22 protein-coding genes are annotated in these 24,030 nt (G+C 65.9%); 9 read left to right on the forward strand and 13 right to left on the reverse strand.

What is annotated here, in order from left to right:
* Positions 1 to 23: 23 nt before the first annotated feature.
* From pta to ABIR17_RS05845, 4 genes are all read left to right on the forward strand, one after another.
* Positions 24 to 2,108: a phosphate acetyltransferase gene (pta, locus tag ABIR17_RS05830; protein ID WP_348003426.1), complete on the forward strand. Its 2,085-nt coding sequence runs from the start codon at positions 24 to 26 to the stop codon at positions 2,106 to 2,108.
* The gene (locus ABIR17_RS05835) at positions 2,105 to 3,259 is read left to right on the forward strand and encodes an acetate kinase (RefSeq protein ID WP_348003427.1); all 1,155 of its coding nucleotides are present in this window, start codon (positions 2,105 to 2,107) and stop codon (positions 3,257 to 3,259) included. Before pta ends, ABIR17_RS05835 begins: the two co-directional genes overlap by 4 nt.
* Positions 3,260 to 3,325: 66 nt before the next feature.
* Positions 3,326 to 5,716, forward strand: a complete 2,391-nt coding sequence (locus ABIR17_RS05840; protein ID WP_348003428.1) for a phosphoketolase family protein — start codon at positions 3,326 to 3,328, stop codon at positions 5,714 to 5,716.
* 39 nt (positions 5,717 to 5,755) lie between these two features.
* Complete coding sequence (locus tag ABIR17_RS05845) at positions 5,756 to 6,319, forward strand: GIY-YIG nuclease family protein (protein WP_348003429.1); 564 nt, start codon at positions 5,756 to 5,758, stop codon at positions 6,317 to 6,319.
* Positions 6,320 to 6,388: 69 nt separating this feature from the next.
* Here the strand turns inward: ABIR17_RS05845 and ABIR17_RS05850 are convergent, their stop codons facing one another.
* The 6 genes from ABIR17_RS05850 to ABIR17_RS05875 all read right to left on the reverse strand — a co-directional run bounded on the left by ABIR17_RS05850 (position 6,389) and on the right by ABIR17_RS05875 (position 14,865).
* Positions 6,389 to 7,702: an ABC transporter permease gene (locus ABIR17_RS05850; RefSeq protein ID WP_348003430.1), complete on the reverse strand. Its 1,314-nt coding sequence runs from the start codon at positions 7,700 to 7,702 to the stop codon at positions 6,389 to 6,391.
* Positions 7,699 to 8,451: an ATP-binding cassette domain-containing protein gene (locus ABIR17_RS05855; RefSeq protein ID WP_348003431.1), complete on the reverse strand. Its 753-nt coding sequence runs from the start codon at positions 8,449 to 8,451 to the stop codon at positions 7,699 to 7,701. The genes ABIR17_RS05850 and ABIR17_RS05855 overlap by 4 nt, the downstream gene beginning before the upstream one ends.
* Positions 8,452 to 8,650: 199 nt before the next feature.
* Positions 8,651 to 9,703, reverse strand: a complete 1,053-nt coding sequence (locus tag ABIR17_RS05860) for a substrate-binding domain-containing protein (RefSeq protein WP_348003432.1) — start codon at positions 9,701 to 9,703, stop codon at positions 8,651 to 8,653.
* Between the two features lie 149 nt (positions 9,704 to 9,852).
* Positions 9,853 to 11,223, reverse strand: coding sequence for a glycoside-pentoside-hexuronide (GPH):cation symporter (locus ABIR17_RS05865; protein WP_348003433.1), 1,371 nt, complete (start codon positions 11,221 to 11,223; stop codon positions 9,853 to 9,855).
* Positions 11,224 to 11,238: 15 nt separating this feature from the next.
* The gene (locus tag ABIR17_RS05870; protein WP_348003434.1) at positions 11,239 to 14,169 is read right to left on the reverse strand and encodes a glycoside hydrolase family 38 C-terminal domain-containing protein; all 2,931 of its coding nucleotides are present in this window, start codon (positions 14,167 to 14,169) and stop codon (positions 11,239 to 11,241) included.
* Positions 14,170 to 14,208: 39 nt separating this feature from the next.
* Positions 14,209 to 14,865, reverse strand: coding sequence for an NAD(P)H-binding protein (locus ABIR17_RS05875; protein WP_348003435.1), 657 nt, complete (start codon positions 14,863 to 14,865; stop codon positions 14,209 to 14,211).
* A gap of 97 nt (positions 14,866 to 14,962) precedes the next feature.
* On the opposite strand from ABIR17_RS05875, the gene ABIR17_RS05880 reads away from it, so the two are divergent.
* Positions 14,963 to 15,331, forward strand: coding sequence for a helix-turn-helix domain-containing protein (locus ABIR17_RS05880; protein WP_348003436.1), 369 nt, complete (start codon positions 14,963 to 14,965; stop codon positions 15,329 to 15,331).
* 78 nt (positions 15,332 to 15,409) lie between these two features.
* Here ABIR17_RS05880 and ABIR17_RS05885 read toward each other — a convergent pair whose 3' ends face one another.
* Entirely contained in the window at positions 15,410 to 15,670 is a 261-nt protein-coding gene (locus tag ABIR17_RS05885) for a hypothetical protein (RefSeq protein WP_348003437.1), read from the reverse strand.
* A gap of 428 nt (positions 15,671 to 16,098) precedes the next feature.
* Between ABIR17_RS05885 and ABIR17_RS05890 the strand changes: the two genes are divergently transcribed.
* Positions 16,099 to 18,030: a diguanylate cyclase gene (locus ABIR17_RS05890; protein WP_348003438.1), complete on the forward strand. Its 1,932-nt coding sequence runs from the start codon at positions 16,099 to 16,101 to the stop codon at positions 18,028 to 18,030.
* A 12-nt stretch (positions 18,031 to 18,042) separates the two neighbouring features.
* Here ABIR17_RS05890 and ABIR17_RS05895 read toward each other — a convergent pair whose 3' ends face one another.
* Positions 18,043 to 19,458, reverse strand: coding sequence for an NAD(P)/FAD-dependent oxidoreductase (locus ABIR17_RS05895; protein WP_348003439.1), 1,416 nt, complete (start codon positions 19,456 to 19,458; stop codon positions 18,043 to 18,045).
* A gap of 10 nt (positions 19,459 to 19,468) precedes the next feature.
* The gene (locus ABIR17_RS05900) at positions 19,469 to 19,789 is read right to left on the reverse strand and encodes a hypothetical protein (protein ID WP_348003440.1); all 321 of its coding nucleotides are present in this window, start codon (positions 19,787 to 19,789) and stop codon (positions 19,469 to 19,471) included.
* A 38-nt stretch (positions 19,790 to 19,827) separates the two neighbouring features.
* Between ABIR17_RS05900 and ABIR17_RS05905 the strand changes: the two genes are divergently transcribed.
* Positions 19,828 to 20,094: a hypothetical protein gene (locus tag ABIR17_RS05905; RefSeq protein ID WP_348003441.1), complete on the forward strand. Its 267-nt coding sequence runs from the start codon at positions 19,828 to 19,830 to the stop codon at positions 20,092 to 20,094.
* On the opposite strand, the gene ABIR17_RS05910 is transcribed toward ABIR17_RS05905, so the two are convergent.
* The 3 genes from ABIR17_RS05910 to ABIR17_RS05920 form a co-directional block, all read right to left on the reverse strand.
* Positions 20,095 to 20,880, reverse strand: coding sequence for an SDR family oxidoreductase (locus ABIR17_RS05910; RefSeq protein WP_348003442.1), 786 nt, complete (start codon positions 20,878 to 20,880; stop codon positions 20,095 to 20,097).
* Positions 20,877 to 21,491, reverse strand: coding sequence for an NAD(P)H-dependent oxidoreductase (locus ABIR17_RS05915; RefSeq protein ID WP_348003443.1), 615 nt, complete (start codon positions 21,489 to 21,491; stop codon positions 20,877 to 20,879). Before ABIR17_RS05915 ends, ABIR17_RS05910 begins: the two co-directional genes overlap by 4 nt.
* Before the next feature lie 101 nt (positions 21,492 to 21,592).
* Positions 21,593 to 22,375 carry an EAL domain-containing protein gene (locus ABIR17_RS05920; protein WP_348003444.1) on the reverse strand — a complete coding sequence of 261 codons (783 nt, stop codon included), beginning with the start codon at positions 22,373 to 22,375 and terminating at the stop codon, positions 21,593 to 21,595.
* A 124-nt stretch (positions 22,376 to 22,499) separates the two neighbouring features.
* Here ABIR17_RS05920 and ABIR17_RS05925 point away from each other — a divergent pair, with 124 nt between their 5' ends.
* Together ABIR17_RS05925 and ABIR17_RS05930 are read left to right on the forward strand one after the other, a co-directional pair.
* Complete coding sequence (locus ABIR17_RS05925) at positions 22,500 to 22,817, forward strand: ATP-dependent DNA ligase (RefSeq protein ID WP_348003445.1); 318 nt, start codon at positions 22,500 to 22,502, stop codon at positions 22,815 to 22,817.
* A gap of 72 nt (positions 22,818 to 22,889) precedes the next feature.
* Complete coding sequence (locus ABIR17_RS05930; RefSeq protein WP_348003446.1) at positions 22,890 to 23,264, forward strand: hypothetical protein; 375 nt, start codon at positions 22,890 to 22,892, stop codon at positions 23,262 to 23,264.
* A 3-nt stretch (positions 23,265 to 23,267) separates the two neighbouring features.
* On the opposite strand, the gene ABIR17_RS05935 is transcribed toward ABIR17_RS05930, so the two are convergent.
* Positions 23,268 to 23,978 carry a hypothetical protein gene (locus ABIR17_RS05935; protein WP_348003447.1) on the reverse strand — a complete coding sequence of 237 codons (711 nt, stop codon included), beginning with the start codon at positions 23,976 to 23,978 and terminating at the stop codon, positions 23,268 to 23,270.
* Between the last annotated feature and the right edge of the window lie 52 nt (positions 23,979 to 24,030).

Below are 24,030 nucleotides of genomic sequence, written 5' to 3' on the forward strand. Positions count from 1 at the left end.
CCGGCACCGGTAGCGTGAGGCACGTGGCGACTCGCATCTACGTGGCATCCGCCGAAGGCGGCACCGGCAAGTCAACGGTTGCGCTCGGAATGCTCGACGCACTCCGGGCCAACGCTCCGCACGTCGCGGTGTTTCGACCCGTATCGCGATCGGATGCCGACCACGACTACGTGCTCGAAATGTTGCTCGAACACGCCACCGCCGGCCTCGACTACGCGGCCTGTGTCGGGGTGACCTATCCGGAGTATCACGACAACCCGGAGGAGGCGATCACGACGATCGTCGAGCGCTTTGCCGCCGTTGAAGCGGCGTGCGATGCCGTCGTGATCGTGGGGTCGGACTACACCGACGTCGGCACTCCCACCGAGCTCGCCGCGAACGGGCGCATCGCCGCAAATATAGCCGCCCCCGTGTTGCTGGTTCTGAGCGGTCGGGATCGCGACGGATATCGCACCTCGGGCGAGGTGCGGACCTCACTCGAGGTGGCTCTGGGTGAGCTCGAGGCGGAGCACGCGACAGTACTTGGCGTCGTCGTCAACCGCTCTGACCCCGAACGACTCGACGAGATCCGCGCGGCACTCGTGGGCGATCACCGACCCGATGCGATCTGGGCGATTCCCGAAGACCCGGTGCTGGTTGCTCCGCTCCTGCGCACGGTGTTTGCCGCCGCCCACGCCGAGCTGCTGATCGGCGACCCGGAACGTCTGGAACGCCCCGTGCTTGGCACCGTCGTCGCTGCCATGTCGCTCGAGAACGTGCTGCCGCGCCTGCTCGAAGGGTCGGTGGTCGTCGTACCGGGAGACCGCTCCGACGTTCTGGTGGGTTCCGTCGTCGCACACCTGTCGCAGAGTTTTCCGTCCCTCGCGGGCATCATCCTGAACGGCGGCTTCCCGATCGCGCCAGCGGTGCGCAAACTCCTCGACGGACTGGATGTCTCACTGCCGATCGCCGCGACCGCCACCGGCACGTTCGATACCGCGGTCGCCGTGACTCAAGCGCGCAGCCGGTACGCTGCCGACTCCCCGCAGAAGTATCAGACCGCTCTCGCGCTCTTCGAGAACCATGTGGATGGCGCCGAGATTCTGCGCCGCCTGAGCCTTCCCGCGACGACCGTGCTCACGCCGATCCGGTTCGAGCACATGCTCATCGAGCGGGCGCGCACCGACGTTCGCCACGTCGTGCTGGCCGAAGGCGACGACGACCGGATTCTGCAAGCCGCTGCGATCGTGCTGCAACGCGGGATCGCGCGGCTCACGATTCTCGGCGACGAAGCAACGGTGCGTGCCAGGGCTGCGGAACTCGGGGTCGACATCGCGGCGGCCGCGATCATCGCGCCAACCGATCCGGAGCTGCGGGAACGGTTCACCGACGAGTACGTCAGGCTGCGGGCGCACAAGGGTGTCGCGCGGATTCAGGCTTTCGACACCGTCACCGATGTGTCGTACTTCGGCACCCTCATGGTGCATCTGGGCCTTGCCGACGGGATGGTGTCGGGCGCCCGGCACACCACGGCGCACACCATCCGACCGGCTTTCGAGATCGTGAAGACGGCCCCTGGAGTCTCGGTCGTGTCGAGTGTGTTCTTCATGGCGCTCGCCGATCGGGTGCTGGTCTACGGAGATTGCGCCGTCATCCCGGAGCCGACGGTGGATCAACTCGCCGATATCGCGATCTCATCGGCCGAGACCGCTCGACGGTTCGGGATTGAGCCGCGCGTCGCGATGCTGTCGTACTCGACCGGCGACTCCGGTTCTGGCGCCGACGTCGACCGGGTGCGGGCAGCGACAGCACTCGTGCGGGAGCGCGCCCCGGAACTGCTCGTTGACGGTCCGATGCAGTACGACGCCGCCGCCGACCCGACGACCGGCGCATCGAAACTGCCGGGGTCGGTGGTCGCCGGCCGGGCGACGGTCTTCGTCTTTCCCGACCTGAACACCGGCAACAACACCTACAAGGCCGTGCAACGCAGCGCGGGAGCGATCGCGATCGGCCCGGTGCTGCAAGGGCTCGCCAAGCCGGTTAACGACCTGTCGCGTGGTGCGCTGGTGCGGGATATCGTCAACACGATCGCGATCACCGCCATCCAGGCGCAAGGAACGACCGGATGACCGCCCCGCGCGTCCTCGTCGTGAACGCCGGGTCGTCGTCGCTCAAGTACCGCGTTGTCGACCCGTCCGTTCCAGGGCGGGGCCGCTCTGCCCTCCAACGCTCTGTCCTCCAACACTCCGGTCTGATCGAGCGGATCGGCGAACCCGGCTCGGAGGTTCCCGATCACCAGGCCGCTCTTGCCACCGCGCTCGCCGATGTCGACCTCGACGGGGTCGTCGCGGTCGGGCATCGCGTCGTGCACGGCGGGGAGTTCGACAGCGCCGTGCTGATCGACGCCGAGGTCGAGCGCCGTATCGACGAACTCAGCGCGCTCGCCCCGTTGCACAACCCTCCAGCTCTGGCCGGCATCCGGGCCGCACGGGCGGCGCTCCCCGAGTTGCCCCAGGTCGCGGTGTTCGATACCGCGTTCCACGCCACGATGCCGCGCGAGGCGTCGACCTACGCGATCGACGCGGCCCTTGCTGCCGAGCACGGCATCCGGCGGTATGGATTTCACGGCACCTCGTACCGCTACGTCTCGGCTCGGGCTGCGGAGTTCCTCGGGCGTCCGCTCACCGAGTTGCGGCTCATCGTGTTGCACCTGGGCAACGGCGCCTCCGCCGCGGCGATCCTGAACGGACGATCGATCGACACCTCGATGGGGCTCACCCCACTCGAAGGTCTCGTGATGGGGACGCGCTCGGGCGACATCGATCCGGGAGTGCTTTTTCACCTGCACGCCGTGACCGGAGCGGACTTTGACGAACTCGACGACCTGCTCAACCGTCGCAGCGGTCTGCTCGGGCTCGCGGGCCGCTCGGACATGCGCGAGGTGCAGGCGGCGGCCGACGCGGGATCGGATGCCGCCGCCCTCGCTCTCGACGTCTACCTGCACCGGCTGCGCCGCTATATCGGCGCCTACCTCGCGGAACTCGGTGGCCTCGACGCCCTCGTCTTCACGGCGGGTGTCGGCGAGAACAGCGCGATCATTCGGGCGCGGGCGGTCGAACGGCTTGCGCACCTTGGCCTGGCGGTCGACCCGGCACTCAACGCCGCGGCGGGCGGGGATGCCCGGGTGATTTCGCCGCCCGGAGCAACGCCGGTGCTTGTCGTGCCCACCGACGAAGAGTCTCAAATCGCCATGGAGACTATCGAACTCGTCGCAGGTTAATCCCGCGCTCTCCCAGGTTGACCCGGCGCTCTCGACGTGGCGACCCCCACACACCAGGGTGGGGGTATGACCCCCACCACAGACCAGACCATCGATCGAATCGACGCCTGGTGGCGGGCGGCGAACTACCTGAGCATCGGGCAGATCTACCTGCTCGATAACCCGCTGTTGCGGCGCCCGCTGACGCGCGAACAGATCAAGCCGCGCCTGCTCGGGCACTGGGGAACCACCCCCGGCCTCAACGTGCTCTACGCGCATCTCAACCGCGTCATCCAAGAGCGGGATGTCGACATGCTCTACGTGACCGGTCCCGGGCACGGCGGACCGGGGATGGTCGCGAACGCGTACCTCGACGGCACCTACTCCGAGGTCTACTCCACGATCGAACGCACCGAAGACGGCCTGCGCAAGCTCTTTCGACAGTTCTCGTTTCCGGGCGGCATCCCGAGTCACGTCTCGCCCGATACCCCCGGTTCGATCCACGAAGGGGGCGAGCTGGGCTATTCGCTCAGCCACGCCTACGGCGCAGCGTTCGACAACCCCGATCTCATCGTGGCCTGCGTCATCGGCGATGGTGAGGCCGAGACGGGTCCGCTCGCGACGGCCTGGCACGGCAACAAGTTTTTGAACCCCGCACAGGATGGCGTGGTGCTGCCGATCCTGCACCTCAACGGGTTCAAGATCGCCAACCCGACCGTGCTCGCGCGCATCCCGGAGTCGGAGCTGTTCGACCTGATGCGCGGCTACGGGCACGAACCCTTCCTGGTCGAGGGGGGAGCGCCAGGTGAAGACATCCGTGACTTCCATCGTCGCTTCGCCGGGGTCCTCGACACCGTCTTCGACCGCATCGCCGCGATCAAGGCGGCGGCGGCCGACGGGTCGCTCGAGGGGCGTCCGACCTGGCCGATGATCGTGTTGCGCACGCCCAAGGGCTGGACCTGCCCCGCCGTGATCGACGGCGTGCCGGTGGAGGGAACCTGGCGGGCTCATCAGGTCCCGCTCGCGAACGCCCGCGACACCCCGGAGCACCAGCAGGTACTCGAAGACTGGATGCGGTCCTACCGACCCGAGGAACTCTTCGATGACGCCGGGGCACCGCTGCCCGAGGTCACCGCGCTCGCTCCGACCGGGAACCGCAGGATGAGCGCGAACCCGGTCGCGAACGGTGGGCTGCTGCGCCGCGACCTGAAGCTGCCCGACTTTCGCGCGGCAGGAGTCGAGGTCGATCCCGCCGAGCGTGGCGCGATCCAGGCAGAGTCGACGGCGGTGCTCGGCCACTGGCTGGCGGGAGTCATCCGGGGGAACCCCCACACGTTTCGCATCTTCGGGCCTGACGAGACGGCGTCCAACCGGCTCGCACCGGCAATCTACGAAGCGACCGACAAGCAGTGGAACGCCGAGGTGCTTCCGGTCGATGAGCACCTCGCTCCGACCGGTCGAGTCATGGAGGTGCTGAGCGAACACCAGTGCCAAGGCTGGCTCGAGGGCTACCTTCTCACCGGGCGACACGGAGTGTTCAACTCCTACGAGGCGTTCATCCACATCGTTGATTCGATGTTCAACCAGCACGCCAAGTGGCTCGAGGCATCCCGACGAATTCCGTGGCGCCGACCGGTCGCGAGCCTGAACTACCTGTTGTCGAGCCACGTCTGGCGCCAGGACCACAACGGCTTCAGCCACCAGGACCCCGGGTTCCTCGACCTCGCGGTGAATAAGAGCAAGGAGGTCGTTCGGGCCTACCTGCCCTTCGACGCCAACACTCTGCTCTCGGTCTACGACCACTGCCTGCGCAGCGTCGACTACGTGAATGTCGTCGTCGCCGGCAAGCAACCCGAGCCGCAGTGGCTGACGATGGAGGAGGCCATCGAGCACTGCACCCGCGGGCTCGGCATCCTGCCCTGGGCGGGCACCGAGGTCGAGGGCCGTGAACCGGATGTCGTCCTCGCCGCCGCCGGGGACGTGCCGACGCTCGAAGTACTCGCCGCGGCCGCCATTCTGCGTGACCGCATTCCGGAGTTGGCTGTTCGGGTCGTTAATGTCGTCGACCTGATGCGCCTGCAATCGGAGGGGGAGCATCCGCACGGGCTATCTGACCGGGAGTACGATGCGGTGTTCACCGCCGACCGGCCCGTGGTCTTCGCGTACCACGGGTATCCGTGGCTGATTCATCGGCTGGCCTACCGACGCACCGGCCACAATCAACTGCACGTGCGGGGATTTGTGGAGCGGGGCACGACGACGACACCGTTCGACATGGTGATGCTCAACGACCTCGATCGGTTCCGGCTCGCGATGGATGTGATCGACCGGGTCCCGGGGCTCGCCGCGACGCACGGCGGGCTGCGCCAAGAGCTCGACGACGCCCGCCTGCGTGCCCGCGCGTACACCCGGGAGCATGGAGAGGACAGCCCGGTGGTCGCCAACTGGCGGTGGCCACGGTCGTCACTCGACGCCTGACGGCTCCGCGGTGATCTCATGCGGTGATCTAATGCTGGGATGGGTCTCTCGTCGGCGCGGTGCCTCGCAGCTGACGGATCGTGCGCGGGCGGCATCCCCGTCGACGCTCCGGTCGCCCTCTGCGAGCGGCATCTCGCACTCGCTGCCGAGTGGGCCGGTCGGGAGTACGGCATCCCGGATCTGCTGCCCTCGCCGTGCCGAGTCTGCGGGTCGCGTCTCGGTGTTCGCTACCCGTCGGGCTGGATCTGCGGGGTCTGCGAGTGGCGAGTCGGGGAGCTGGTGGATGCCGAGCTTCCGCCGCCGCGGATCGATGTCGTCTACTACGTGCGACTGGGCGATCGCGTAAAAATCGGCACGACGAGCAACCCGCGTCAACGATTCGCCGCGATTCCGCACGAGGAGGTGCTGGCGTTCGAGCGCGGGGGGCGGGCGCTCGAGCAACGTCGGCACCTCGAGTTCGCCGTCGACCGGCTCGGCACTTCGGAGTGGTTTGCCCTGTCGCACGCGATCCGGCAGCACATCGATGTCGTCGGAGGCGGGGTCGAGTCCGCTTGGCACGCGTACGACCGGTGGCTGAGTGAGGCGATCGCTCGACACGGCTGATCAGGTCGTGAACACGTTCAGAAGGCCCCCGCTCTGGTGGGAGCGAGGGCCTTCCGGCACACAGGATGCTTAGGTGCGAGCCCCGCCGCCACCGTTGCGCTTGCGGGAAACCGCGTCGACCGTAGCCGCGAGGATCAGCACGGTGCCGGTCACGGCGTAGTTGATACCGGCCGCCAAGTGCAGCAGGCCGAGGCCGTTGGTGATGACCGCGATCACGAGCGCGCCGACGGCCGCATGAAGCAACCGTCCGCGTCCACCGAAGAGGCTGACCCCACCGACGACAGCGGCCGCGACACCCGACAGCACGACGTCGCGACCCATGGCTGCGTCGACCGATCCCACGTAGGAGACCTGGAAGATGCCGGACACGACCGCGAGGGTCGAGCAGATGATGAAGGCCGTCCAGCGCACGAAGACGATCTTGACTCCGGCTCGCCGTGCTGCCTCGGCGTTGCCACCGATCGCGTAGATGTAGCGACCGTAGCGCGTGCGGTCGAGCACAAACGTTCCCAGCCACAGGATGCCGAGCACGAACGGCACGACGATCGGAACACCCGTGACTTCGTGCCCACCGACCGTGACCCCGTTCAGCACGGTGCCGGACTGACCGCGGTTCTCGTTAAGCAGGAACACCACGATGCCACCGGCCACCAGGATGACGACCAGCTTGGCCAGCACGAGGAGGGCCGTGCGGTTCGGAACACCGGCGCGAGTGCGGCGGGCGCGGTCCCACATCGAGGTGCCGATCGAGACCAGGGCGACGACGCCGAGGAGCGCCCACCCAGCCCAGGTGGGCATGGTGCTGTTCTGGATCGCGAGAATCTCCGGAACCTGCACGAGGTACAGGCCGCCGGCACCGATGACGATCAGTTCGACACCCTGAAGTCCAAGGAAGAGACCCAGAGTCACGACGAACGACGGGATGCCGACTTTCGCGACGAAGAAACCGATCAGAGTACCGATCGCCAGGCCGATGGCAAATGCGATCGCGAGCGCGAGAATCCAGTTGAGGTGCTGCACGTTGACCAGCACGACGAAGGAACACATCGTGACACCCGACGTGACACCGGCCGACAGGTCGATCTCGCCCAGGAGGATGACGAACACGAGGCCCATACCCAGCATGACGAGGGTTGCTGCCTGCACGAGAAGGTTGGCGAAGTTGCGCTCGGTGAGGAAGAACGGGCTCAAGACCGCGAAGAGGGCGCTGAGTACCACGAACCCGCCGACCGCGGGAAGGACTCCCATGTCGCCGCCCCGCACGCGCGAGATCCAGCCGCGGACCTGGTCCATGAGGCCGCCCTCTTGGCCGCTCCCGATCATGTCATCGGCTGCCGGGACCATCCCGGTGTTCGGATCGCCGAACTGCTGGTTCAGGCTCATGCGTTCGTTCCCTCGAAGGTCTTGGTTCCGGTGATGTAGCCGACGACGTCGTCGCTGGTCACGTTCTTCGGTTCGACGGTGGCGACCATCTGGCCGAGGTAGAGCACGCTGACGAAGTCAGCAACAGCGAACACGTCGACCAGGTTGTGGCTAATGATGATCACCGCGACACCCTGTTCGGCGAGACGCTTGACCAGGTTCAGCACCTGTTCGGTCTGGGCGACGCCGAGGGCCGCGGTCGGCTCGTCGAGGATCACGACGCGCGCGTTCTTCAGAACGGCGCGAGCGATCGCGACGGTCTGGCGCTGGCCGCCGGACAGTGACGAGACCTTCTGGCGCACCGACTTGACCGTGCGGACCGAGAGGGAGCGCAGGGTGTCTGAGGCTTCCTTCTCCATCAGGCCCTCGTCGAAGGTGCCGAACTTGGTCTCTTCGCGGCCGAGGAACATGTTCTGCACGATGTCGAGGTTGTCGCACAGAGCGAGGTCTTGGTAGACAACCTCGATGCCGAGCGCTGCTGCGGCGCGCGGGCTGTTCAACACGACCTCGTGGCCGTCGAACTTCACCGAGCCCGAGTCGTAGGGCTGAACTCCGGCGAGACCCTTAATCAGGGTCGACTTGCCGGCGCCGTTGTCACCGACAAGTGCGGTGACCATTCCCGGGTAGGCCTTGAGTCCGACACCCTTGAGCACGCTCACGGGTCCAAAGCTCTTGACGATGTCCGTCAATTCGATAATCGGCTCAATCATGTGGCCGGGTTCCTTTCACTGCCGCGCAACATCCCCGACCTGGTGGCTCGTCGGAAGATGGCGCTACGTGGACAACGACGCTGTGTCGGCTCAGTCTGACCTGAATCACTCGAAGATTCGAGCTGAGTGCACTGCGGAGATGAAGCGAGGCCCCGTGCTGACCGAATCGGTGCAGCCCGGGGCCTCGCAAATCACTGTGTTACTTGACGCCGTACTGGGTGCACTTGGCGGCAACGTCGCCGGTGCAGAGGTCAGCAACGGTCGCGTCGCCAGCAGCGACAACGTCCTTCACCTTGTCCGGGCCAACCAGGATCGGAACGACCTGGATGTAGGGCGTGCCGTCGTCGAGCTTCGCGTCGGCCGTGATCGTCTCACCCTTGAGGAGCGAGACGGCGGTGGCGACGGCCTTGTCGGCCTCGAGCTTGATCGGCTTGTAGACCGTGGCGGTCTGCTTGCCGAGGAGCACGTTCTGCAGACCGGCGACCGAGGCGTCCTGACCCGAGACCGGAACGGTGAGACCGTTCTTGTCGAGGATCGTGATGACGCCCGCAGCGTTGGTGTCGTTGGCGACCCACACTGCGTCGACCTTGCCACCGACCGAGGTCAGAGCCTGCTCGAAGTTGGTCGCCGACTTGGCGCCATCCCAGATACCGGCCGGCTCAGCTGCCGGCTTGATGCCAGCGGCTTCCATCTTGGAAACAGCACCGTCGTGGAAGAACGCCGCGTTGCCGTCGGTCGGGTCGCCGCCCATGTAGATGACGATTGCCGTCTTCGGGTCCTTGCCAGCAGCGGTGAGGCCGTCGACGATGGACTGGCCCTCAAGCGCGCCAACCGTGAAGTTGTCGAACGAGACGTAGTAGTCCGCACCCTTGATGGGGCGGTCGTACGCGATGACCGGGATGTTCTGGGCCTTGGCCTTGGCGGCCACGGCAACGCCAGCACCCTGGTAGTCGACGAGGATCATGACGCCACAGCCCTGAGTGAGCTGCTGGTCGGCGATCGTCGCGTACTTGGTGGTGTCACCCTGAGCGTTCTGGATGTCGGCAGTGAAGCCGGCGGCCTCAAGACCCTTCTGCAGGTAACCACGGTCGTTGGCTTCCCAACGCGGCGACGATGCAGCATCGGGCAGGATCACGCAAGCGCGAGTCGAGCTCGCGGTTTGGGTGCCACCGCCCGCGCCCGCACATCCGGCCAGGACGACAGCCGAGAATCCGGCAATCGCTACAACAGAGAACAATGAAGATCGCTTCACAGTGCTCCCCTTCTTTGAAGGTGAGGTAAACCCCTCGCTGGTGCCCCAGATCGTCTTCGACGGGGGCATCAGCAATGCTCTCCCCTTGCGTTGGGGATTCCGTACAAACTTGATAACGCTTAGGTAACTTTCAAATGTTTTCGAAACGTTTACGAAAGTCCCAGATCGGCGACCGGCTCCTGGGGGCCGAGTTTGTAAAAGAAAAACGGCACCAGCGAGGCCACGCAACTGACCGCCGGGAGGATCGTGATCGCCAGAAAGACGGTGTCTTGCATCTGCGGGGTGACCGTGACGCCATCCTGGTATCCGGCGATCACGATGAAGATTCCGAAGGCCAGCACCGAGAACGCGCTCATCACTTTGGTCACGAAGGTGAGGGTCGCGAACGAGATCCCGTCGTTACGGACCCCGGTCTTCTGCTCGGCGTAGTCAACGGCATCCGCGATCATCGTGGTCTGCGCGACCAGAAACACCCCGAGCATGAGGCCGCTCAGGAAGATGAACACGACGAGCACGATGAGGTTCTCAAACCCCGCGAAATACATGCCGACGTAGATGATCGCGGCCGCGACGGCGCTGAACAGGATGAGGGTGCGGCCGGAAACGCGGCGCATCACGACGGGCGTCGTGAAGGCAGCGATCACCATCCCCGCAATGATCGCCGCGCCGACGAGCGTGAAGTTCTCATCGCTGCCGTAGGCGACCACGACAAACACGGCGCCGCCCGCCTGCACGATCGAGCGGCCGAAGCCGAGCACTGAGCCGAGCAACACGAGCAGAAGAGGCTTGTTCTGAAAGAGCGTCCCGAACAGTTGCCGAAATCCCAGTGGCTCGGTTGTGGTCGCGCGCTCACGCGGAACAAAGAACGCCAGAAGGAAGATTCCCATCCCGACGACCGCGATCACCGCAACGGCGCGAGACCACCCGGCCGCGGTTGTGTCAGGCCCGAAGCTGAGGGCCGCGGCGAGCTTGGGCGCGCCGAGCGTTGAGAGTCCGATCGCAATTGCCCCGAAGGCCCGCACGTTTCCGATCACCCGGGCGCGCCGGGTCTGGTCGGGGAATGCCGACCCGATGAGCCCCCAGAGCGGAACGTCGCAGGCCGCGTAGACAAAGCCCCAGACCAGGTAGCAGATCGTGAAGTAGACGAGCTGCCCACTCTCGTCGATGTCGGGCACCGCGAAGATTAGTGCGGTCAGCAGCGCGACGGGAGCTGCAGAGAACAGGATGAACGGCCGCAACTTGCCCCACCGGGTGCGGGTGCGGTCGACCAGGGTTCCCACGAAGGGGTCGGCGATGGCATCCACGATGCGGGCGACGGTCAGCACCACGGTGACGACCGCGATCGCTCCGACGCTCAGACCCACGTACTCGACGAGGTAGAAGAGCAGGAAGGTGCTCACCGTCGCGTAGACCAGGTTCTGCCCGAAGGCCGCTGTCACGATCGCGGTGGATTGCGCCCGCGGCGTCGGCATCCACACTGCCTTGAGCGGCTTGCGGGTCGGGTCGGTGGTCGACGTCATTGTCGAATCCCTTTCTTAGGGCTTGAGCAGCAGGGTCTTGATTTCGAACGGCCCAAAGCGGAGTTCGTTCAGGTCGGCGTCAGCGGTGGATCGCTCGAGCAGATCGGTTTCGGTCACCTGGCTGTGCGGCAGGGTCGTGCGCAGCGACGTCGTGGTCGCTGCGCCGAGGCTCTCGTACATCCGGATCACCGCTCCCTCGCCGTCTTCGGCAGGCTTGATGGTTTCGATGATGACAGCAGGATTGCTCGCTGTCGCGATCGAATCGAACGACACCCCCGAACGAACGAGGAGCGGGTTGTTCATCCGGTAGCCGTCGCGGATCACCGCCGTGAGATCACCCGTGGCGAACGGCCGGAAGGCGTAGCTGAATTCATGGCTGCCGCGGTCGGCGGTCTTGTCGGGAAACGTGGGCGACCGCAGCAGGTTCAGGCTGAGCAGGCCGCTCTTGGCGCGGTGGCCATACTTCGAGTCATTGAGCAGCGCGAATCCGCCGTCGGCATCTTCAGTCGCGATCCACTTGTGGGCGCAGATCTCGAACTGCGCCGTCTCGACGTCGGTCTTTTCGGTCGTCGGGCGTTCGATATGGCCGAACTGGATCTCGCTCTTCGACGTCTCGCCGTAGTGAGTTGGCCGGAAGTCGGCGCGCAGCATCCGGTGCGTCTCGTGCCAGTCGACGTGCGTCTCGATTCGCACCAGCGGGCTGCCGGCTTCGACCACGATGCGTTGCTCGATGCGTGAGCGGCGGAACCGGTAGACCTGCCGTCGCATCGCCGTCGGCCCGTCGACGAAGGTTTCGACCTGCGACGGCCGCAGCACGCGCGGGGAGCGCTTGAGGTAGCCCTGCCCGATCTCCCAGGCGTCGAACGGCCACTGGTAGGGGTCGCGGTGCAGCACCAGGCGGTTGAGGCCGGCACCCGCGTGCTCATTCCCGACGGCATCGAGGCACGAGACGATCTCACCGGTCGGTCCAAAGCGCAGGGTCAGGATGTCGTTGCCGAGCAGGTCGCCTTCGGCGATGAGGGTCGGCACCTCAGCCAGCGGTTCAAGCGGAGCCGCAGCGTACGGCTCGACCCGGGCGCGATACCAGGTGTCTCCGACGCGCAGCAGCTCGTCGCGCGGAACGCCGGTCAAGTTGAGCGTCCCGAGTTGTTCGCCCGCGTGCGGCAGCAGCGCTACGAACTCCTCCGAGATCACGTCGAGTTCGCCCGCGATGCGGCTCAGCGTCTCGCGGGCCTCTCGGCTCACGCGGGCGATCGAAGAGCCGGGCAGGATGTCGTGAAAGTGGTGCAGCAGCAGGTCGCGCCACAGCTGCTCGAGTCGCACGCGCGTGGGTTGGCCGACCGCCGCCGCGAGTGCCTCGGTCTGGTGCATCGTGCGTTCGGCGATGCGATTGAGCCGTTTGATCGCGCCGTTCGTCGTGTAGGTGCCCTGGTGCGCCTCGAGATAGAGCTCGCCGCGAAAGCGGTGGCGAATGTCGAGGAGCTCCAGCCGTCGAAAGAAGTCGGCTGCGCGCGAATACATCACTCGGGGCAGTCCCCGCAGGTTGGCTTCACGGGAGGTGACTTCGTGGTGGATCTCTCCCGGCCCGCCGCCACCGTCGCCCGAACCGTAGACCAGCAGAGCCGCGCCGAGGTCCTTCTCGGGATACTTCTTCAACCCGGCCAGGAGCCCGTCGGCAGCGCCGCGCGAGTTGTAGTCGCCTTCGGGCGGCATGTGTACGAGCACGGTCGAGCCGTCGATGCCCTCCCAGGTGAAGGTGCGGAAGGGGTGGTCGTTGAGTTTGTTCCAGGCGAGCTTGATCGTCTGAAACCAGTCCATCCCGCTCTTCTTCAGAATCTGTGGCAGTGCACCGGTGTAGCCGAAGGTGTCGGGCAGCCAGCAGAGCCGCAGGTCGTCGTCGGTCAGAGCGAACTCTTCTTGCAGAAACCGCCGGCCGATCAGCGCTTGGCGCACGAGAGACTCACCACCGGGCATATTGGTGTCGGTCTCAACCCAGAACGAACCCTGCAGTTCGAGCCGTCCGGCAGCGACAGCGTGCTTCATGCGCGCGAAGAGGTCGGGATGACGCTCCTTCATCCACTGCATCTGCTGCGGTTGTGAGGTGCCGTAGATGTAACCGGGGCGGTCCTCAATCGAGGCGAGAGCTCGCGTGTAGGTGCGTGCGGCCTTGCGGCGCGTCTCACGCAGGGGCCAGAGCCACGCCATGTCGAGGTGCCCGTGGCCAACGGCGCTGTACAGAAACTCGGAGGTCGACGGCTTCGCAAGCGGTGCCGCGAGCACCAGTCGGGCGTTCGCGAGGTCGCCCTCCTCCACGTGCGCCCAGGCCGTGTCGAGATCGATCCGCAGCTCCGTGGCGAGTTCGGCATCTTCGGTCACCCCGGCGAGAACCGTGAGGGTGAGGTAGTCGTAGTAGAGCGCGAACGCCTCGTCGTCGCGCACCGCGAGATGAGCGCCCCGGAATCTGCCCTTTCCTACCGCGTAAATGATGTAGCCGTTGTGCGCGACGTCGGCGAAGAACTCGACGCGGTCGCCCGAGGTGTCGATTCGACGTATGGGACGGTACGCACCCCCGCTGTGCGGCAGGTCGCCCTGCTGGAACGCGGTGGTGACAGCATCCAGAATCGTTCCGTCGGCGGCGTGTACCAACCCTTCGCCGCGGATGCCGAGCATCACCACGAGGTTGTCGCGCGGGGTGCCCGGCGGGATCTCGCCGCTGACGTGCAGCCAGGCGCAGTCGAGCACCTTGCCGTACGACGCGCCCCGACGGATCGGCCGAAACGCGCGCCCCGGAAGTTCGTCGAACGTGATCGGCTCAGGCGAGCGCAGAACTTCCGCGTGCAGCTCGCCCACGGTGCGGTAGATCAGCTTCCGGATGCGGCGCAACCGCCGGTACTCCTTGGGCTGCTGAGCCGCGATGCCGAACAGCCAATTTGCGAATCCACGCATGCATCACATCTTGGCCTAGAGCACCGCGGCGCGACCCGCTTAGTGCATCGCGGTGAACCGAGCGCGGTGGTGAGCGCCGTTCTCGATCTCGTCGACGATCGCGATGGCCAGGTCGTCGGCCGAGATCGTCGAACCGCCGTCGGCATCCGTAAGCAGCACGTCGCCACCGAGCTGGTAGCGACCCTTCGACGGGGTGCCGAGCCACGACCCGAAGTCCCGCGGCGGGCTGACGTAGAACCAGTCGAGTGTTTCCGGCGTCGCTTTGAGTGTCTCAAGCACCCGAATCCCGGTTTCGACCTCGGGCTTGACGTCGTCAGGGATGTGCTCCTTCGAAACGTCCCACAGGGTGGGGCCGCCCTCTTCGGTCTGGAGTGAGGACGCTCCGCCAACGAATCCCAGACGGGTCGGGATGCCGGGGTGCCCGAGTCGCGCGATCAGCCCGTCGATCACGGCGTCGAGTTGCTGAGCCATGTCGCCGCGCGGCGACATGGCGCTCACCACGACATCTCGGCCCGGCAGAACTGCGTCGAGTACGGCGGCGTCGAGGGCCGAGCCGGTGACGTAGTGGACACCGTCGATCGGAGATTCGGATGCCGACCGGCTGACCGAGGTCACCTCGTGTCCGCGCTTGGCGGCCTCTGCGACGATCGCCGCTCCGGCGTAGCCGGTGCCCCCGAGAACTGTGATGCGTGCCATGAAATCTTCCTTTACTCTCTATTGGTTACTCATGTACGGTACGACGAGTTGGGCATCCGCGGAAGTACGCACTTTGCAGTAAGGAAGGAACACAACGGTGACCACCTCACCCGCACGCGAGATCTGGAACCCGTATCGCCCCGACTGCCCGTCGCGGCGCCTGCTTGACCGGATCGGCGATCGCTGGACCGTCCTCATTGTCGGAGCGCTGGATGCCGGACCGACGCGGTTTTCGGCAATCGGTACCCGTGTGGGCGGCATCTCGCAGAAGATGCTGGCTCAGACACTTCGTGGCCTCGAGGCCGACGGGCTCGTTAACCGCACCGCGTACGCCGAGGTGCCGCCCCGCGTTGAATACGAACTGACCGCGCTCGGTCGCTCACTGCAGGTACCCCTGCAGGCTCTCGAAGACTGGGCGGTCGAGAACATGTCTCGGGTCGCCGAGCACCAGAAGGCCGCTAGCTAAAGGTTCAGAGTTCACGGTTAACGGGAGATGCCCCGGAACCGGGGAGGTTCCGGGGCATCCCGGGTGCTGTCGCCGCGCTCATCGCGAGGTGATCAGCAGGTGCCGCGCGCGAGCCCAGGTGAGTTCGCGAGTGTGGCGGGCCGACTCGTTCGCGTACCGACGAGAGATTTCCTCGCGGGGCAGCGCATACCGGCGACGGCCGTAGGTGATGAGAAGCAGCCCGAGGTGCAGAGCCAATCTGTCGAGGGCAGTCGGGCGCCGAGTATTCGCGTGCTGCGAGATCGGGCGCGACAACTCGTCGAGTTGGTGCGGCGGGTGGGCGTACAGCGTGGATGACATGGGGTTTTCCTCACAGGAGAGATTCGAGTCGAGACAGGGAGATCCGCTGACTGCCGATGAGGCAAGAGACGGACCTGGGCTTCGCGTGCGCCGCCACCGTGAAGCCGGCGGCGAGAAAGCCGCTAGTTCTGACCGGTGAGGACGCCGACGAAGCCGGCAGTGCGCGTGCGGAATGGAGTCATTCCTGCGAGGTTCGCGTTCAACATGCTCGGCTCCTTTCTTGAGATCGGCGGGATGCGCTTACTGCGCTCCGCCAACCTACCGACCTGGGTATCCGAGGATCAAGGGCCACACACCCGAATGCGGCCCGAACTTCATATCGGATCGGTAACGGATGGCCGTCTTTTACATTGCATCGAACACCCGTCCCGCCGGGTGATACCTTCGACTCCACCGGTCCCAGAACCTGATCGCAGACGGAGCCTGAGATGGATCCCGCCGAACTCGCCACCGATGCTGCCGAGATTGCGCGCCTTGTGGAGTGCGCGAAAGAACTCATCCGCACGCCGGGGGCGATTCAGTCCCACGGCTCCCTGCTGGCCATTGATGTCGAGACCTCGACCGTCGTGGTTGCGAGCGAGAACGCCGCGAGCTGGTTAGGCCGCACCCTCGACCAGCCGGGCAGCGAAGCTCTGGCCGAAATCGTCGCGAGCGGGAGCTATGTCGACCCGGTGCGGCTGGACTGGGAGGGCGTTGAGTCGGATGCCATCGTGCATCGCGTCGATCGATTGGTCGTCGTCGAGTTCGAGCCCGCTATTGCGGGTCACGAATACGCACGCACCTCGGTCGTCAGCGCAATCCAGCGGTTGTCGGCCATCACCGACATCGGCGAGCTGCGCCGCACCGCGACCGCCTCGATTCGCGAGATCACCGGATTCGACCGCGTGACGATGTACCACTTCCATTCGGACGGACACGGGGAGATCGTGGCCGAAGACCGGCATCCCGATCTGGAGCCATACCTCGGCCTGCATTTTCCGGCGTCGGATATCCCGACTCAGGCGCGCGAACTGTATGCCTCCAAACTGTGTCGGGCGATCGTTTCGACGACCGAGCCCGTGATCCCGCTCGTCTCATTGGGGGGTGACAAGCGCGTTCTCGATCTCAGCAACGCGGAACTGCGCAGCATCTCGCCCTATCACGTCGCCTACATGCGCAATATGGGGCAGGCCTCGACGGTGACCTGGTCGATCCTCGACCACGGACGACTGATCGGGATGATTACCTGCGCGCATCGCACCCCCCGCCGGCTCCCGGTGTTGATGCGCCGTGCCATCGAAGTGCTCGCCGGGCAGGTCGGGTTGCAGCTCTCGGCGATGACCGAGATCGCGCAGCTGCGCCACACCATTGAAATCCGCGAGCGCCGCGCCGCCCTTCTGGCTCCGCTCTACGCGTCCGACGACATCGCCACGGCACTGCTGGGCGGGGTTCGCACGGTTCTCGACCTGGTACCGGCTGACGGTGTTCTGGTGAGCCTCGCGGGCGAGACGCGCAGTGCCGGCGTGGTGCCGCCACTCGACGGGGTGGAGCGAGCCCTGGCGATCATGGGGGAAGGCGTATTCACGACCGAATGTGTCACGGCTGAGCACCCCGAACTAGCCTCGTTGCTGCCCGGAGTCGCCGGCCTCCTCGCCGTTCCGCTCGGCGCAGACGGCAGCCATCTCTTGTTCTTCCGGGGCGAAGAGGCTCGCGAGGTGAGCTGGCTCGGCGACCCGGGTGCAGCGAACCGCGCCGACCAGTTCTCGCCGCGTGCGTCATTCGCGAGCTGGAAGCAAAGCGTGCGGGATCGGTGCCAACCCTGGGGAACCCTGCGTGAGGAGGCGACAGAACTCGGCAGCGACCTCGAGGATGCGCTCAAGAGGCGCGCCGAGGCCCGGCTCGCTGAGCTCGCGATGCGCGACGCTCTGACCGGCCTCTACAACCGGCGCTATCTGCTTCAACGGCTCGAATCGTCGCCGCCTCCGGGGTCCGACGACACGGCGATGCTCTTCATCGATCTCGACGATTTCAAGCTCATCAACGACGTACATGGCCACGACGTCGGGGATGGAGTCATCCTCGAGATCGCCCGACGGCTGCTTGCCAATTCGCGTCCCCAAGACATCATCGTGCGGCTCGGCGGCGACGAGTTCGTCGTGTTGTGCGACGGGGTGACGCGCGATCGCGCACAGGCGCTCGCCGAACGCCTGGTGCGCGCGATCTCGATGCCGGTTCTCGTCGGGGCAATCGTGGTGGAGATCACCGGCTCGTGCGGCGTCGTCGTGGCGGGTGACGATTCGCCGCGGGAGAATCTGATCGAGGCGGCCGACGCCGCGATGTACCGGGCAAAGCGCGCTGGGCGCAATCGCGTGTCGAGCTAGGCGCGTCGGCGTTCAACCGCGCCGGTAGGTCTCCAGCAGCCGCAACCAGACCTCGCTGAGAGTCGGGTAGGACGGCACCGCGTGCCACAAGCGATCCAGCGGAACCTCGCCGACGATCGCGATAGTCGCGGCATGGATCATCTCCCCAACGCCGGAACCGACCAGGGTCATCCCGAGAAGAACGTGCCGGTCCTCGTCGACGATCGCTCGAGCGCTGCCGACATAGTCGTCGGCCTGCACGGTCGCTCCGGCGAGCCACGAGAGGTCGTAGTCGACGACTCGGATGCGGTGGCCCGCCTTCTCGGCAGCTGCGGCGGTCAAACCGACCGCGGCGACCTCGGGATCGGTGAACGTCACCTGCGGAACCGCGGCGGCATCGGCGGTCGCCACGTGACGCCCCCAGCGTGCGTCATCGACGGCTCGTCCGGTCGCCCGGGCCGCGATCACATCGCCGGCAGCGCGCGCCTGGTACTTGCCCTGGTGGGTGAGCAGGGTGCGATCGTTGACGTCGCCAACGGCGTACAGCCAGTCGTATCCGCGCACCAGCATCGTGTCGTCGACGTCGAGAAATTCGCCCGGCGTCAGCCCGATCGTCTCGACTCCGAGGTCGCCCGTGCGGGCGATGCGTCCGGTCGCGACGAGCACCTGTGCGCCGCGCACTTCGCTGCCGTCCGAAAGGGTCAGAACCCCGTCGTGCCCATCGGGGCGGGCGCTCACGGCATCGACGCCGGTCTTCACGGTGACCCCTCGAGCGGTGAGGGCTGCGGCCACGAGTTCACCCGCGAACGGCTCCTGGGTACTCAGCAGGCCGCCACGCGCGATTACCGTCACCTCGCTGCCGAGGTCGCAGTAGGCGGTCGCCATCTCGAGGCCAACCACTCCGCCCCCGAGCACGACCAGGCTCGGGGGCGCGGCCCGCGCGCTGGTGGCTTCACGGCTGGTCCATGGTTGCAGGTCGAGCAGACCGGGGATGTCGGGAAGCAGTGCCGCGCTGCCGGTAGCGATCGCGACGGCATGACGCGCGGTGAGCTCGATCACGGTGCCGTCCGCCGCCGTCACGGTGAGCTGTTTGACCCCCGTTATGCGTGCGTGACCACGGATGGTGTCGATGCCGGCGCCGTCGGCCCAGGTGACCTGCGAGGAGTCGTCCCAGTCGTGCACGACCTTGTCGCGACGTGCGAAGACTTCGGAGGGGTCGACGACGCCGGGGCTCGACACCCCCTGAACTGCGGACGCGGCGCGAACGGCGGCTCCCGCCCGCAGCAGAGCCTTGGATGGCATGCAGGCCCAGAACGAGCACTCGCCGCCGACGAGTTCCGCCTCCACCATCGCGACCTTCAGGCCGCCCTGTGTCGCGTAGTCGGCGACGTTTTCGCCCACCGCTCCCGCGCCAACCACGACGAGGTCGTACTCGCGGCGATCAGTCATCGGCGGCAACTCAGGACGAGGGGGCGCGCTCGGGTTCGGGAAAGATCCGCATGCCCGCGGTTGTGTTCGCGGAATCGATCATTTCATCGAGCCACTGACGGTTGATCTGGGCGGTTAGCGTGGCCTGCGACGGTTTCGTCTCGAACACAAACCTGAGGGTCGAGGCTGAGCTGATCCAGAGCGTCGAGCGTCCGGCGCCTTCCTCATCAAAGGTCAGCGCGAAACTCTCGTGGCGTCGCAACTTCGCCAACACGACCAGTTCGACATGCGCGAGGGTACGGTCGTCGAGCTCGAAGGTCGCGGGCGGGGAGCCGTAGTGCAGTGATCCCATTTGAGGTTGATCCTACGACCCCGAGGTAGCCTGGCCCGATGACGATCGTCAATCGCCTGACCGTAGATGGTCGCGACTACTTCCTCCCCGAACCGGTGACAGAGCTCAAGGCCAGCATCCTGACCGCGATCCAGGCGGGTGGCGGGTATGTCAACATCCCTCCGCTGCGAGGCGGCCCGGGCATCGACATCCTGTTCTCGCCCGGCATGCCGGTGACCTGGTCGCAGATCGATGTCGGCAGCGAGTCGCCGGCGGAGGATGACGCGCTCGCCGCACCCGGCGCCGAAGACAGTTACGGCATCTAGTTAGGGCAGCCCTCGCGCCAGATTCGTCCACGCCAACTGCTGGGCGAGCTTCGTCTCAACGACCGCATCCTCGGGCAGCATCGTGCGATACAAACTCCGGGGGTCGGGGATGACGTCGATCATGGCGTCGATCATCGGCTGTGGGTCGTGCTGCAGGGCCATCACCGGGCCAGCCGGCGGCATCGGGACGAGCACGTCGGAGCGACTCGACCACTGGCTGTGACTCTCGGCACCTGTTTCATTGAATCCGGTGCGGTAGAGACCGGGGTTGATGGTCGCCACGCCGATCCCGAACAGGTTCAGTTCGGCCCGCATCGTCGACGCGATGGCTTCGATCGCATGCTTGGTCGCGGCGTACGCGCCGAGGAATGGCGGGGCGTACAGCCCGGCCTGCGACGAGGTCCAGACGATTCGACCCCGCTTGCGCTTCATCATCTGAGGCACGAATCTGCGCGCGAGGTCGAGCTGGGCGAACACGTTGATGTCGAACGCCCGGCGTAGCAACTCCATGGGCACGTCGACGATCGACCCAGCCTCCTGCACCGCCGCATTCAGCACCAGCACGTCGACCTCGCGTTCTGCCGCGTGGGCGAGGTCGACCTCATTCAGCAGGTCGAGCTTGATGACCTCGAGTTTTGCTCCCGCCTCGGTGGCGCGCTCGCGGAAGGCTGTCACCTGCTGCCAGGTCTCCCCGGCAACCGTGACGTGGTGGTGGCGGGCAAGGCCGAGCGCTGCGCCGGCGCCCAAGCCGCTGGTCGCCCCGGTGAGCAGGATGCGTTGCTTCACGAGGCATCCACCGGGTACTTTTTCGCCTTCAGCAGAGTGGCCAGATGCACCGCGTTCGCCGCGACAGTCGCCGTCGTGCCAGCTGTAACTTTCGGGGTCGACGGCAGATCCTGGTAGTCGACCTTCGCCATCGCCTCGCCGACCCAGTACGTGACACCCTGAGCGGGAATCGTGTAGCCGACGTCGTTGAGGGCTTGAAACAGTTGCGCAGACACCAGGTGGGCGCCATCCTCATTGCCGACAACGGCGACGATCGCGACCTTGTCGAACAGCGTCGGACGTCCGTCGGCGCGGGTCTCGCTGAGTTCTGCGTCCAGTCGCTCAAGCAGGCGGTGCGTGACGCTCGAGGGATGACCCATCCAGATCGGAGTGGACACCACCAGGATGTCGGCCGCCAGAACCTTTTCGCGGATTACGGGCCACGCGTCCCCGTCACCCATGTCGGTATCGACCCCCGGTTTGATGTCGTGGTCGACGAGCCTCACCAGCTCACCCGTCACGCCGTGTACGGCAATCGCCGCGAGCACCTGCCGAGCGAGTTTCTCGGAACTGGATTTTGCCGGACTCGCCGTGAGCGTGCCGACGAGAGCAAGAACGGTCAATTTCGTCATGTGGTTCAGGATGGCTGCGGCATCGCGGATATGCGACGGGCTTGCCAGATGACCTCGGGCTTGCTAATCGCGGCGGTCTTCGTCGTCAGCGATCTTCGTCGTCAGAGCGCTCCGACGAGCAGAGGCGTGAGTTCGTCGGCTGGCAGCGGGGGCGCGAAGAAGTAGCCCTGAGCTCGGTCCACTCCCCAGGCGACGGCCCGAGCGAAGTGTTCCTGGTTCTCGATGCCTTCAGCGACGACGGTCGCGCCGCGGCCATGCGCGACGCGGATGCAGTCACGCACCACAGCATCCGTTTCGTCCGAGTCGTCCTGCACGAGCGACCTGTCGATCTTCACCTCGGTGATCGGCAAGCGCTCGACGAGTTCAAGAGTCGTGTGGCCCGTGCCGAAGTCGTCGAGGGAGACCCCGACCCCACCATCGATGAGCGACGCGAGCGCCGAAAGCTCGGGTTCGGAGAACGAGATTTCTGGGGACTCGGTGATCTCGACGGTGAGCACTCCCTGAGGCAGGCCCAGTTCTGTCACATGGCGCAGCACCCCCTCGGCGAAGGCGGGGTCGAGTTGACTCGGCGAGACGTTGATCGACACTCCGATCTCGGCTCCCTGACGGTGCCACTCGCCGATGCGCCGGCCAGACTCCTCGAGCACGAAATCGCTGATGCGCGCCATCAGACCGTGTGCCTCGGCGACCTCGATGAATTGAACGGGAAGCAGCAGGCCGTGCTGCGGGTGGCACCAGCGGCACAGTGCCTCCACGGCGACGACGCGACCCGTCCCCACGTCGTACTCCGGTTGGTAATAGACGACGAGTTCTCCGACTTCGAGAGCGCGCCGGAGGCCGTCCGCCAATTCTGCGGCGATGGCCGCGCGATCGTCGCTGTCCATCGCTTCACCATCAGCGCAGGCGCAACCTGGGTCAACACGGTTGCCTCCGCGCCCTGCCTGCGTATACTGCGCGGCACGCGCGGGTCGGAAATCTCACCTATTCGGGCAGGTTATGCTCCCGATCATGGGCACGCTGACCTATGACTCCAAGCTCGCAGTTTCTTTCGACGACCGCATCCTGGCGCATCTCCAGGTGGTGATCTGGTCGAAGCTACGGCGGGGGGAGCACTTCTCGTTCTCGTGGCAGGAACCGTCACGCAGTGGATTCGGGCGCACCTCCGTCTGGATCTCGCCGTCGATTCCCCTGACCTTCGAGTATTTCGGCGGACGGCAGCCGCGACTCAACGCCCAGTGGGTGCAGATTCTGACCAAGTCGGCCAACTCGCCGGGCGGTCTGATTCTGACCACCGAGCCGCCCGAGAAGGACACCCAGAGTCCGTAGCGGCTCATAAGTCGATGGACGCCCCCTGTCAAGCCCTGCGCACGGGTCTGATCGGGAACGTACCGTCATGCCATGACCTTCGAACTCGCGCCCCTCGAACCGGGGCTGGTCGCTCACGTCGCGGGGCACTCCTCGCAGCTCGAGACGCGCGCCGAGATCCGCGAGATCCGGTGGATGTCTCCCGTGGCCGGGCTGTGGGTCGCCAGTCGGCGCGGCGAGCACGCGGGAATGGTCGAACGCATCGACGGCATCTATCGCGCCCGCAACTCTCGGGGCCGCGAGGTCGGCAAGTTTGATGACCTCGACGCTGCGCGTGCCGCAGTAGAAGGTAACGACGAAGATCGCGGAAATTCCCGTCGCTTTCGCCTCCTCCTCGGAGGGATGATCGCTCTCAACGGCGCCATCGCGGGAGTCTTGGCCGGACTCGCCGTTCTGCTCCTTCGCTGACCGTCACTGCCCGAGCAGGGACACCGATCGCGCAATCACCAGCACGAGGATCACGAATCCGACGAAGGCCTGCAGACCGGTCAGAATCTTCGCGCGTGAGCTGAGCGGGAGGGCATCCGGGGGGCTGAAGGCCATCGTGTTCGAAGCCGAGAAGTACGCGTAGTCGACGAAGGATGCGGTCCAGTTCGACGACACCGACGACCCACGCGCGACCTCGATGACGGTATCGCGGTCCTCATCTTGGGGAAACCGGATGTCAGCCAATGGCAACTTCTCGCGGGCCACTGTCGTTCGCACGACCGGGCCGCCACGATCGAGCTCCCAGTAGATCAGCGCGTACACGATGACGTGAGTGAGCCAGACCTGCAGGGCGGCGAGCAGCAGGGTGCCGGCCGGATCGCTCTGCGCCTGAACCAGTTGGATCACGAGCTGCACGACAGCGACGTGGTTGGCGAGGGCGAGGACGATGGTCAAACCGATGGCGAAGCCTCGCGACCATTTCGTCTGCTTGGCGAACCGCACCGGGTTGGTCGCGATCATCGGAATCAGCAGCAGCAGGCACAGGCCGACCACCGAGTACCGCACGATCGGTAGGAAGCTGCTGGGCAGCAGCGCGTAGAGCACGAGGGCGAACACGATGGCACCGACGGCCGGCCAGCGGTGTTCGGTTCGGGGAGCGTCGGAGGGTCCCTTGGGGACGGCAGGCGTTGGCACGCTGCGACATTACGGGTGCCAGGCAAACGTCGACTACCACTTGCCGAACGGT

The sequence above is a fragment of the Pseudolysinimonas sp. genome, assembly GCF_039912695.1.
GTDB lineage: Bacteria > Actinomycetota > Actinomycetes > Actinomycetales > Microbacteriaceae > Pseudolysinimonas_A.